Source organism: Vibrio sp. Sgm 5 (assembly GCF_026241575.1).
In the GTDB taxonomy this organism is placed as follows: Bacteria; Pseudomonadota; Gammaproteobacteria; order Enterobacterales; family Vibrionaceae; genus Vibrio; species Vibrio jasicida.
On the sequence record NZ_JAPHPY010000021.1, the window covers coordinates 65,063 to 77,712 of the forward strand.

Annotated in this window: 9 protein-coding genes; 6 read left to right on the forward strand and 3 right to left on the reverse strand. The window is 44.6% G+C overall.

The window, feature by feature from the left end; genetic code table 11:
- The first annotated feature begins 8 nt into the window (after positions 1-8).
- A complete protein-coding gene (locus OQJ86_RS13345) occupies positions 9-1,028 on the forward strand; it encodes a COX15/CtaA family protein (RefSeq protein WP_038865339.1) in 1,020 nt (339 codons plus the stop codon).
- The gene (gene cyoE, locus OQJ86_RS13350) at positions 1,021-1,935 is read left to right on the forward strand and encodes a heme o synthase (protein WP_038865341.1); all 915 of its coding nucleotides are present in this window, start codon (positions 1,021-1,023) and stop codon (positions 1,933-1,935) included. Before OQJ86_RS13345 ends, cyoE begins: the two co-directional genes overlap by 8 nt.
- A 437-nt stretch (positions 1,936-2,372) precedes the next feature.
- Here the strand turns inward: cyoE and OQJ86_RS13355 are convergent, their stop codons facing one another.
- Positions 2,373-3,353, reverse strand: a complete 981-nt coding sequence (locus tag OQJ86_RS13355; protein WP_038865343.1) for an OmpA family protein — start codon at positions 3,351-3,353, stop codon at positions 2,373-2,375.
- Between the two features lie 460 nt (positions 3,354-3,813).
- Here OQJ86_RS13355 and aroG point away from each other — a divergent pair, with 460 nt between their 5' ends.
- The 3 genes from aroG to OQJ86_RS13370 all read left to right on the forward strand — a co-directional run bounded on the left by aroG (position 3,814) and on the right by OQJ86_RS13370 (position 8,004).
- A complete protein-coding gene (gene aroG / locus OQJ86_RS13360) occupies positions 3,814-4,866 on the forward strand; it encodes a 3-deoxy-7-phosphoheptulonate synthase AroG (RefSeq protein WP_038865345.1) in 1,053 nt (350 codons plus the stop codon).
- Between the two features lie 184 nt (positions 4,867-5,050).
- Positions 5,051-6,223, forward strand: a complete 1,173-nt coding sequence (locus tag OQJ86_RS13365) for an MFS transporter (protein ID WP_265988056.1) — start codon at positions 5,051-5,053, stop codon at positions 6,221-6,223.
- A 218-nt stretch (positions 6,224-6,441) separates the two neighbouring features.
- The gene (locus OQJ86_RS13370; RefSeq protein ID WP_042600362.1) at positions 6,442-8,004 is read left to right on the forward strand and encodes a methyl-accepting chemotaxis protein; all 1,563 of its coding nucleotides are present in this window, start codon (positions 6,442-6,444) and stop codon (positions 8,002-8,004) included.
- Between the two features lie 115 nt (positions 8,005-8,119).
- On the opposite strand, the gene tkt is transcribed toward OQJ86_RS13370, so the two are convergent.
- Together tkt and tal are read right to left on the reverse strand one after the other, a co-directional pair.
- Entirely contained in the window at positions 8,120-10,111 is a 1,992-nt protein-coding gene (gene tkt, locus OQJ86_RS13375; RefSeq protein WP_265988057.1) for a transketolase, read from the reverse strand.
- An 80-nt stretch (positions 10,112-10,191) separates the two neighbouring features.
- Positions 10,192-11,142, reverse strand: a complete 951-nt coding sequence (gene tal, locus OQJ86_RS13380) for a transaldolase (RefSeq protein WP_038873776.1) — start codon at positions 11,140-11,142, stop codon at positions 10,192-10,194.
- Between the two features lie 464 nt (positions 11,143-11,606).
- Here tal and OQJ86_RS13385 point away from each other — a divergent pair, with 464 nt between their 5' ends.
- Positions 11,607-12,608, forward strand: a complete 1,002-nt coding sequence (locus tag OQJ86_RS13385) for a sugar-binding transcriptional regulator (protein ID WP_265988058.1) — start codon at positions 11,607-11,609, stop codon at positions 12,606-12,608.
- The last annotated feature ends 42 nt before the right edge of the window (positions 12,609-12,650 follow it).

Sequence of the window (12,650 nt, forward strand, 5' to 3'; positions counted from 1 at the left end):
AGAGTGATATGGCGTTAGAACGTTTAGTTAAGTTCAGTCTTTGTCTTACCCTCGTTGTCATTATGCTGGGCGCATACACACGCCTTGCTGATGCAGGTTTAGGGTGCCCAGATTGGCCGGGATGTTACGGTCAACTACTCGTTCCTCAAACCGATGCTGAAGTTTCTCGAGCGAATGCGTTATTTCCAGAACGTGCAGTGGAGCACGGAAAGGCTTGGCTGGAGATGATTCATCGTTATTTTGCGGGCACCTTAGGGCTCGTAATTTTGATGATGGCGATTGTTGCCGTTAGGGCTGAACGTGTTGATGCGACGATTCCGATTCTACTCTGCGTCTTAGTTATTGGTCAGGCAGCATTGGGAATGTGGACCGTAACTTTAAAACTCATGCCAGTGATTGTTATGCTGCACCTACTGGGCGGATTTACATTGCTTGCTCTCCAAGCGGTGTTCTATTGTCAGATTAAATCTCAGAACAGCCTCTACTTTTCGCCATCTTCAAAAAACGTGAGAACCTTTTCCTTGATCGCTTTTGGCGTAGTGTTAACACAGGTCCTGCTTGGTGGTTGGACATCATCCAACTACGCTGCTCTTATGTGCACCGCTTTACCGATTTGTGAGGGGAACTGGACCAGTTACTTATCTTGGAAAGAGGCGTTTTCTTTCTGGCAAACAGGGTTTGATAACTATGAGTTTGGTGTTCTAGATTACCCAGCTCGAATGACAATTCATGTCAGCCATCGTATTGGTGCCATCATTACTGCATGTGTTGTGCTGATTTACTGCGTATTACTATTAAAACAAGACTCACACCATTCTCAGCGCTTGGGTGTATGGATTGGCTTAGCTTTGGTTTGCCAAATCCTATTGGGCGTAAGCAATGTTGTGTTCCAACTTCCTATCTATGTGGCAGTTGCGCACAATTTAGGCGCAGCGGTCATGCTTTCACTTATCTGTGTTAGTCAGTTCTACCTATGGCAGGGTAAAGCTCGTTGGAGTCATCAAGCGAAAGGAGTTCGCTATGAGTAAAGAAATCGCGTTACCGCTAGAAAGTGGTAAGAAGAAGCTCGGTTCAACTTATTTAAAACTAACAAAGCCCAAAGTCGTTGCGCTTATGTTGATTACCGCCATTGTCGGAATGAGTTTAGCGCCGGTGGCTAGTTTTCCTTGGCTACAAGCGGCGATTGGCCTTATCGGAATTGGCTTAATGGCTGGCTCCGCGGCAGCGTTTAATCACCTCATTGATCGCCGAATTGATGCGCGAATGGCTCGAACTCATAAGCGTCCTCTGCCTTCTGGTGACACGAATCCGTTATCAGTCGCGTTGTTTGCTGTTACGTTAGGTGTTGTTGGCTTCGTACTTCTGTATGCACTGGTTAATCCGTTAACAGCTTGGATGACGTTTTTAAGCTTGCTCGGTTACGCGGTGGTTTACACCATGTATCTTAAACGAGCGACTCCACAAAACATTGTAATTGCCGGAATTGCGGGCGCAATGCCGCCTTTGTTAGGGTGGACAGCGGTTACTGGCGAATTACATGCCAACGCGTGGCTGCTCGTGATGATCATTTTTATATGGACTCCACCCCATTTTTGGGCATTGGCAATACATCGGGTAGAAGATTATCGAAAAGTGGATATCCCGATGTTGCCTGTCACTCATGGTATTGAATACACCAAAACTTCGATCCTTCTGTATACTGTGTTGTTGACGTTAGTTTGTATATTACCGGTCCTAGTCGGCATGGTCGGCTTTGTCTATCTATTCTCCTCTTTATTACTCAATGCGGGCTTTGTGTACCACGCGTGGAAGCTGAAGTTTTCTCCACAGCCTAATAGTGCGATGGAAACGTTCAAATTCTCTATCTACCATTTGCTTGCTCTGTTCGTTGCACTATTAGCTGACCATTACTTAGGTTCATTGTTCTCTGTGTAAAACTCTTCTTCTAACGACTGACTGACCGCACCAATCTTCGGTGCTGCGGTACTTCTACTACGTTGTTGACTTCTTATGTAGGGCAGCTACATAAGAAGTCTCTGTCTTGTATAAACAGCAAACCATTCTCTGCAAAAAATTAGCTCGAAAGGTCAATAGAACCTAAAAAAAGAATATCGAAAAGAGAGCTCTAGGCCATCTTGACAGTATAAGTTCGTTTGGAATCGAGGTGAGAGATAAAGAGTGTTGAGGGTTGTTTAAGTCTTGAGTTGTTCAGACGACAAAGCTGTTCAAGAAGAGGGTTTTAAAATGGTTAAGGCTAGAGAGCTATGTGGTGCCTGATTAGTGTCGTTAACATGAGACGCATAAAGCGAGGAATTGAAGCAAGTAAAAAGGGATGCCGAAGCATCCCTTAGACTAAATCAGAGTATGAACTCTTATTCAGGTTGAGACAGTTCTTCGTATTGGAACTCAGGTACATGTACCACAACACGACGGTTCTGTTCGCGACCTTCATGAGTACTGTTGTCCGCTACTGGATCTTCTTCACCCATACCAGTTACTGTGAAGCGATCTGCATCGATACCTGCTGCGATTAGGTAATCAGCAACCGCTTGAGCACGACGCTCAGACAGTTTTTGGTTGTAAGCTGCTGGACCAGAGCTATCTGTGTAACCAGTAATTTCAACTTGAGCTTGTGGGTATTCGTTCAAGAAATTAACGAAGTTATCTAGACGCTCAGACACTGAATCAGTCAGTGTTGCACTGTCGAATTCAAACGTACCTGTACCGTACTCTTCTTGGTGCGTCTTCGTCATCATTACTGGTTCTTCTTCCATCACCTCTTCTGTTACTACTGCCGCTACAACTGGTGCTGCTGCGAATTTGTAGTTAACACCGATGCCGAAGAAGTTAGCATCCATATCATCTAGAACGTCGTCTGAGATGTCTTGGTAGCGTTGGTATTCCGCACGAACGCTCCAGTTACGGTCAATGGTGTATTCCGCACCAAGTGAACCTGTAGGCACGATGTCTTTTTCGTCACCAGAAATCATGTAAGCACCACCAACTTTCGCGAATAGGTTCCACGTGTCGTTTAGATGCCAGTTGAATTTAGGTGCAAGTGTTAGTGCCCATAGATCGCCGTCGATAGTATCTACAGCATTAGCCCCTGACTTGAAGTTAGCTTTGTAGTCACCCAAGTAATCAACGCCATACTCAAGTGCAATGATATCGGTGAAATCGTAACCGATGTGCATTCCGGCACCGAAAGCATCATCATCACAAGGGCTGTTTAGATAACAAGCATCATCTAAAGTAGTCATGCCTACTTTGCCCCCGATATACATCTCAGCATGAGCAGAGCTCATTAAACCACCAGCTACCACTGCTGCTACTGCAATTGCTACTTTGTTCATAATGTTTCCTTGTATTGATTGCATATTAACTTCTACTTTGTTTTAACAATTTGAGTAAAACTAGGTAGTTATAAGAAATTAGTTTAATAGTCATTTAATTTAACATCAAGCAACAATATCTTAGATCTTGCTACACTTTTAGTCGCGAACTCCCTCACAAACTTCTGATATTTCTTACATTGTAGACAAGATTTTTAAATTTTTAAGAAAATAACTAATTTTATTGAACTTTTTTCGTAAACTTAAATGTACGCTGTGTTTTGAAATGAACGTTAGGTGTTAATTTGCATTTTTTTAGAAAAAGTGATTGCAAGTCTGCTGTGAAGTCGATAAGTTACTTCCATCGACACAATTAAATGAGCCTACAGCCCTTGTTATTGCTTGCTTTGTGAACAATGTTGCACTGAGTAAAGTTGGGTCAAAATAGTGGGTCAGGGATAGTAACTAGGAAGTAGAAGTAATGTTTCAAACTGATGATGTAAGAATTAATAAAGTAAAAGAGCTATTGCCACCCGTTGCAGTATTAGAAAAATTTCCGGCAACTGAAACTGCTTCTTCGACTACTTTTGAATGCCGAAATGCCATTCACAACATTCTGGAAGGCAAAGACGACCGTTTACTTGTCATTGTTGGCCCTTGTTCAATTCATGATCCAGAAGCGGCGGTAGAGTACGGTAAAAAGTTAAAAGTGTTGCGTGATGAACTCGGCGACCAACTAGAAATCGTGATGCGTGTTTACTTTGAGAAACCACGTACAACGGTAGGTTGGAAAGGACTTATTAACGACCCGTACTTAGACGACACATTTAAGTTAAATGACGGATTACGCATTGGCCGTAAGCTTCTTCTTGATCTGACCGATATGGGCTTACCGACCGCGAGCGAATTCCTTGATATGATCACGCCACAATACGTTGCGGATCTTATCAGCTGGGGTGCGATTGGTGCGCGAACGACAGAGTCTCAGGTTCACCGCGAACTTGCTTCTGGCCTGTCTTGCCCTGTTGGCTTTAAGAATGGTACAGATGGCAACATTAAGATCGCGAGCGATGCGATTCGCTCAGCAAGCGCTTCTCACCACTTCTTATCTGTTACTAAATACGGCCATTCTGCAATCGTAGAAACAGCAGGTAACCCAGACTGTCATATCATCCTTCGTGGTGGTAAAGAGCCGAATTATAGCGCGGCGCACGTTGCTCAAATTAAGGATGAACTGGATGCTGCGGGTCTACCTAAGAAAGTGATGATTGATTTTAGTCACGCCAACAGCTCTAAGCAGTTCAAACGTCAGATGTTGGTTTCTGATGATGTATCAGAACAGATCGCTGGTGGTGAAGACGCGATCTTCGGTGTGATGATTGAATCGCATCTTGTTGAAGGTCGTCAGGATCTTGTGGATGGTAAGGTCGCAAATTATGGCCAATCGATTACCGATGCTTGTATTGGTTGGGAAGATACTGAGACGGTTCTACGCCAGCTATCAGACTCTATTAAAGCTCGTCGAGCAAAATAAGCCAATAAGCTTGAAATGAATGAAAGCCAGCACAGCGCTGGCTTTTTTTATTTCTGAGCGCTTTGGAGTTATTGGTTGTCATAATTGCGCGTTCATTGTACTTAACCGTATGCAACTATCTCATGTATTTATGGACCAAATCCGCTACTGTATTTGCATAGATTAGAATTACTCAAGGAATGAGATGAACAGAAACGTCTGGTTACTGTCACTTTGCCAAGCTTTGCTCATGACAGGAAACATCTTACTGATTTCAGTTATTGCCCTGATCGGTAAACAAATTGCCCCGTCATCAAGCATGATTACTCTACCTGTCGCGTTGCAATTTTTAGGGTTAATGTCAGCAACGATTCCCGCTTCTTTAATTATGGGGAAACTGGGACGACGACTGGGCTTTAGCCTCGGTAACGTCATTGGTATTCTTGGTGCTTCGTTGGCGACTTACGCATTGTCACAACAAAGCTTCACTCTTTTTTGTACTGCTACCTTTTTGTTGGGTATTGGCATCGGTTTTGGCACTTTATATCGGTTCGCTGCCATTGAAGTATGTGATGAATCTGCAAGGCATAGAGCAATTTCTATATCGATGGCTGGTGGCGTATTGGCGGCTGTATTAGGACCAAACTTAGCGGTTTATTCACAACAATGGTCGGATGGCGGGCTCTATATCAGTGCTTTTGCTGTTTTGATTGTGCTCTATGTTACGGCCTTAATATTGCTACAAACTATTCAGTTCCCTCCGGCTCACGAACAGTCAATTGATACTAAGCCAGATTCGATTACTGCGATCATTAGAAAGCCAAACTTCATGATTGCCGTGATGGCAGCCATGGTGGCTTATGCAGTAATGAACATTCTTATGACCGCGACACCACTTGCGATGATTGGTTGTGGTTTCGATTTCACGAGAGCGGCAGGTGTTATTGAATGGCACGTATTAGGCATGTTTGTGCCGGCTTTCTTCACCGGAAGTTTGATTGAGAAGTTTGGGGCTAAGAAGTTGATATTAGCTGGTGGCGTTTTGTTTATTGCGTGTATTGCGATCAACATGCATGGCCTTTCAATCTGGCACTTCAGCACGGCGTTGATTTTACTTGGGGTTGGCTGGAATTTTATGTTTATCGCCGCAACAAGCTTATTTAGCCAAAGTTATGAGGCTAAGAACAAAAGCAAAGCTCAGGCATTCAATGAGTTCTTTGTATTCAGTTGCGTGACGATTACTGCATTGCTCTCTGGTTGGTTGGAGTCGACGGTGGGATGGCAAAATCTAAACCTATATGTACTTCCGTTCGTTATTTTCGTGATGGTGGTGTTCGTGCTTAAAGCGAATAACGATACTCAGTCTCAAGCTGCGTAACCGTTAATAGAAATTTATAAGACCCGGTCATTATAACCGGGTCTTTTTTGTCTAGAAGTTCACATTGTTTAGATTTGCTGGTTAATTATTGTTATCTAAGTAAGTTTTTTAGGCTTGAAATGTCGCATCGGTAAGATTTTTTCTCTAGCATTTTGTAATAAAAACAACATTCGTGTATACAACCTGTCGCAATTAATAATAATTATAGAAGTCTATCTATGTCAGCCCAATCTTCTCTCAAAGCTCAAGAAACGCTCTTCTCAGAAACCGATGAATTGGTTTCTACCACAAACTTAAAAGGTGTGATCACTTATTGCAACGATGCGTTTTGCCGAATTGCTGAATACACCTCTGAAGAATTACTCGGTCAAAACCATAACATTGTGCGCCATAGTGATATGCCTAAAGCGGCATTCGGCGATATGTGGACACGTTTGAAACAAGGAAAAGCTTGGCGAGGTATTGTGAAAAACAAAACTAAGTCAGGCGGTTATTATTGGGTGGATGCCTATGTAACGCCAATCTATGAAGGACACGAAGTTGTAGGTTACCAATCGGTTCGAGTGAAACCTAAGCGAGAATGGGTAGATATTGCGGCTAAAGCGTATCAGGGGCTGTTGAAAGCAGAGAAGTCTGGCAGAACTTGGTCGTTAAAGCTCAATGAAACACTGCGTTATGGCATTCTTTTAGGTGCACTTGTTGCGCCAATGACGAGCTTCGCTTTAGCTCTAGATGGTCCCCTAGCTTGGCTGGCGTCATTACTGCCTGCAGGGGTTCTGGCATTGCTCTTCCGTCAAGAACTCATTGATACGCCACAACAGTTTAAGAAACTTCAGTTGCAATACGACAGTGTAAGTCGTTTGGTGTATTCAGGTAATAAGCCGTTTTCTATCGCTGATTTTCATATCAAAATGCTGTCGGCTCGTATTCGTACGGTACTTGGTCGAATGACCGATTCAGCAATGCCATTACAAAATTGCGCAGAAGAGCTGAGTCATACTACGGCAGAAGTACTCACAGCATTGACACAGCAAAATAAAGACATTCATGAAGTTCGCGATGCGGCGGATTCGATGGAAGCGTCTGCCAATTCAGTGTCATCGAGCACCCATGATGCGCACCTATTGATTGATGACACACTGAAGTCTTGTCTAATGGCGAAAGAAACCATCGATCAAACTCATACCAATTTGTCACAGTTGAGCTTACAAGCAGAAAAAGCCACGGAGACCACTTATCAGTTGAGTGACCAAGCTCAGAAGGTAAGCCAATTGATGGAAGAGATTGGCGGGATTGCTGACCAAACTAACTTACTTGCGTTGAATGCAGCCATTGAAGCAGCAAGAGCGGGTGAGCAAGGACGTGGATTTGCCGTCGTTGCTGACGAGGTGAGAGCCCTTTCCGGACGGACTTCCAATGCGACGGATCAAATTCAAGCTTCCATTGAAGCGATGCTGGCAACGATTCAAAGCTGGCAAAAAGACATTATCGCCAATAAAGATCAAACGGACACGTGCTCACAGGTCGCTGAACAGAGCGCATTACGCCTGTCTGAAGTTGAGCAAATGATGCAGAGTATGAGCGGATTAATGGTCAACGTTGCTGATTCCGCGAATAAGCAGCTCCAGTTATCTAGCGATGTGAATCAGCACATTCATTCGATTGCTTCTACCGCAGAGCAGAACTTAGCAGCGACGCACTCCGTTGAGCAAAACAGCCAACAATTGAAAGAGCAAGTACAAGACTTCTATCGAATTGCGATTCAGTTTGAAGAGAAGTAATTTGGATTAGATGCTTTAGGATTCGTTATCGATAGATAAAATAAAGCCCCGCTGCAGAGAGCGGGGCTTTTCAGTTTTCACATTCGCAATAGAGAAAACTGATAATACTAAGCGATTAAGCTAGCAGTTCTTTTGCTGTGTTTACTGCGTTTTCTACAGTAAAGCCAAACATTTCGAACAGCTGGTCAGCTGGTGCAGATTCACCGAAGCTTGTCATACCGATGATACGACCATCGAAGCCAACGTACTTGTACCAGAAGTCAGCAATGCCCGCTTCAATAGCGATACGTGCTGTTACGTCTGATGGCAATACTGATTCACGGTAAGCCGCGTCTTGCTTGTCGAAGGTGTCTGTCGCAGGCATTGATACAACACGTACTTTCTTACCTTCAGCCGTTAGTTGCTCAGCTGCTTTCACTGCTAGTTCAACTTCAGAACCTGTCGCAATAAGGATCAGCTCAGGTTTGCCATCGCTGTCTTTCAGGATGTAACCACCTTTCGCGATATCTGCAACTTGCTCAGCTGTACGTTCTTGTTGCGCTAGGTTTTGACGAGAGAAAATAAGAGCCGACGGACCATCTTTACGTTCAATCGCAAGTTTCCAAGCTACCGCAGACTCAACTTGGTCACATGGGCGCCATGTGCTCATGTTTGGCGTTAGGCGTAGAGATGCAATTTGCTCAACTGGTTGGTGAGTTGGACCATCTTCGCCAAGACCGATAGAGTCGTGCGTGTAAACTTGGATGTTCTGAATTTTCATCAGAGCAGCCATACGCATTGCGTTACGAGCGTATTCCATAAACATTAGGAACGTTGCGCCGTAAGGAACAAAACCGCCGTGTAGTGCGATACCGTTCATGATCGCTGTCATACCGAATTCACGTACACCGTAGTGAATGTAGTTACCAGAGAAGTTGCTTGCTTCTAGAGATTTAGAACCTGACCACATGGTTAGGTTAGAAGGCGCTAGGTCAGCTGAGCCACCCATGAATTCTGGAAGCATTTGACCAAACGCTTCTAGTGCGTTTTGAGATGCTTTACGTGATGCGATGTTCGCTGGGTTAGCTTGAAGATCAGCAATGATTGCGTTTGCTTTCTCTTCCCATTCCGCTGGTAGGTCGCCGTTTACTCGTCTCTTAAACTCAGCCGCCAACTCGGGGTATGCTGCTTCATAAGCAGAAAGTTTCTCGTTCCACGCTGCTTCCTTAGCTGCGCCTGCTTCTTTCGCATCCCACTCTGCGTAGACTTCCGACGGAATTTCAAAAGGACCGTGCTCCCAACCAAGTTGTTTACGTGTCGCTGCAATTTCTTCAGCGCCTAGTGGTGCACCATGACAGTCGTGCGAACCAGATTTATTTGGTGAACCAAAACCGATGATGGTTTTAGTACAGATCAGCGTAGGGCGAGGATCTGCTTTTGCCGCTTCAATAGCATCATTGATTGCTTCAGTATCGTGACCATCTACTGCTGGGATAACGTGCCAGCCGTAAGATTCAAAACGCTTAGGCGTGTCGTCAGAGAACCAACCTTCAACGTGACCGTCGATAGAGATGCCGTTGTCATCCCAGAATGCGATCAGTTTACCTAGGCCTAGCGTACCAGCAAGAGAACATGCCTCATGCGAGATACCTTCCATTAGACAGCCGTCGCCCATGAACACGTAAGTGAAGTGATCAACGATGTCGTGGCCTTCTTTATTAAACTGTGCCGCTAGCGCTTTCTCAGCCATCGCCATACCAACTGCGTTAGTGATGCCTTGACCTAGAGGACCAGTTGTTGTCTCGATACCTGGTGCGTAGCCGTACTCTGGGTGACCAGGAGTTTTAGAGTGAAGCTGACGGAAGTTCTTAAGATCATCGATAGACAACTCGTAGCCTGCTAAGTGCAGTAGAGAGTAGATCAGCATAGAGCCGTGACCGTTAGATAGCACGAAACGGTCACGATCAGCCCACTCTGGGTTCGATGGGTTGTGGTTCAGGTGAGAGCGCCAAAGTACTTCAGCGATGTCAGCCATACCCATAGGTGCGCCTGGGTGGCCAGAGTTTGCTTGTTGTACACCATCCATGCTTAGTGCACGAATAGCATTAGCTAGATTTTTACGGTCCATAATAACTACCAGTCTTTCAATATTGGAATTGGAAATTGAAAGGGGAACGCAAACGTTCCCCCTTTTTTAATTCTGTGTGATTACAGCTTAGCTGCGATCATGTCTTCTAGTTTGCCTTGGTCAACGGCGAAGTTGCGGATACCTTCTGCAACTTTCTCAACTGCCATAGCGTCTAGGTTGTGCTCCCATAGGAACTCAGCATGAGTCATTGGCGCTGGGCGCTCTTTCGAGCCCTTAGAGTCAACCAACTTCTCAACTACTTCACCTTCAGCCGCTTCTAGTTCAGCTAGAAGAGCAGGAGCGATAGTTAGACGGTCACAACCAGCAAGTTCTAGGATCTCGCCGATGTTACGGAAACTTGCGCCCATAACAACCGTGTTGTAGCCGTGCTCTTTGTAGTAGTTGTAGATGTCAGTTACTGAAATTACGCCTGGATCTTCAGATGCTTCGAAGTCACGACCTTCTTTCGCTTTGTACCAGTCCATGATACGACCAACGAATGGAGAGATTAGGAATACGCCAGCTTCAGCACATGCGCGAGCCTGTGCGAATGAGAATAGAAGTGTTAGGTTACAGTTGATGCCTTCTTTCTCTAGGATTTCAGCAGCACGAATACCTTCCCAAGTAGAAGCTAGTTTGATTAGGATGCGATCGTTAGTGATGCCTGCATCGTTGTACATTTTCACAAGTTGGCGAGCTTTAGCCACGCTGCCTTCTGTATCGTAAGAAAGACGAGCGTCTACTTCTGTTGAGATTCGACCTGGAATCGTTGTCAGAATTTCTTTACCGATGTTTACAGCAAGCATGTCACAAGTGTCTTGAACTTGTTGTGCTTTATCATTGCTTTGCGCTTTTGCGTACTCGATAGAAGCATCGATCAGAGGCGCGTACTCTTCGATTTGAGCCGCTTTTAGGATAAGAGATGGGTTAGTTGTCGCATCTTCTGGTTGGTACTTTTTGATTGCGTCAATTTCACCAGTGTCCGCTACTACAGTCGTTAGTTTACGAAGTTGCTCTAACTTGTTGCTCATAATCGATCATCCTATATAAATTGGCTTAAGTGTGGTTATCTGAACCACAGCTTGTGCATTTGCAAGCGAGTCGGCCAATCGTCTCATCATAATTAACGAGACATCTGCTCAACCAACTACGGAAAATTTCGGTACCGAACATTTGCTCTGAACATATGATCGGTAGCTGAGTAAATGATGTGTCCATATTTATCCTATCCATGCTGAAAGTCAATCGGGGAAGCTGACTTATAGTGAGCTTCATCAACGTTTTTTTCTTGGATGTTTAGTCGTTGAACGAATTAAACGTTTGCCCTTATTGTTCAAGGCTTGAACAGTCATCTAAAAGTGATAAATCGCCACTGAGAAAATGTTATTGCAGTGAGCAAATGTAACGTTAAAATTGCTAGGTAACATATGCTAAGTCAATGAGCAGATGCTCACTACCGCATACAATGTCGATCCTCTAAAAGGGCGAGAAAACCATGAGCAGTTCTAACCAAGATATTTCTATTGAAAGCACAGACTTGTTGACGGAGATCTCCGTTGCTTATTATCAGGATGGTGCGACGCAAGAAGAAATATCAAAAAAATTCGCGATTTCACGTGCCAAAGTTGGCCGAATGCTAAAGCAGGCACGTGATGAAGGCATTGTCGAAATTACCGTAAAGTATCACCCAGTATTTAGCGCCAAAATTGAACAACGTCTAATGGAACGATTTGGTGTTAAGCGAGCATTGGTTGCGCTCGACCAGCCGAATGAAGAAGCACAACGATTGCAGGTTTCGGGCTTGGTTTCTAACTATTTAACCAGCACGCTCAAAAATGGCATGGTGGTGTCTGTAGGGCAGGGGCGAAACGTGTCTTCTGTCGCACATCACGTTGGTGTAATTACCCCGCGAGATTGTAAATTCGTGTGTGGCATCGGTGGTATTCACCCGCGTGGTGGTATGTTTAACGCCGACCATATTTGCCGACAGTTTGCGAAGAAATACGGTGGCACTTCTGAAACCTTGTACGCACCAGCTTATGCAGAAAACCGAGAGCAAAAAGTTGCATTTATGCAAAACGCGACGGTCAAACAAACGCTAGATCTTGCACGTAAAGCCGATGTCGCTTTGGTCGGCATCGGTGATATGAGTGAAAACAGTTACATGGTTGACCTTGGTTGGTTTACTCCAGATGAAGTCGTGCAATCACGATTGATGCAAGGTGTTGTCGGAGACTTTGCTGGATATGATTTCTTTGATATTCATGGGAACGTGGCAAACACTGTCATGAGCGATCGAGTGATAGGTTTAGGGATTGATGAATTCCGCCCCATTGCTGAAGTCATCGCCATTGCTGCAGAAAACAGTAAACCTCTTGCGCTACTAGGAGCACTGAGAACTGGAGTTATTGATGTTATCGCGACGAGTGTGAGTAACGCACTTACCGTTTTGAACTTAGATGAGCAAATGCACGATAGCGAAGCATCAGAGGTTTAGCACAAATAATATGCAACTTATGTAATCAGGCTGCGAGGATTT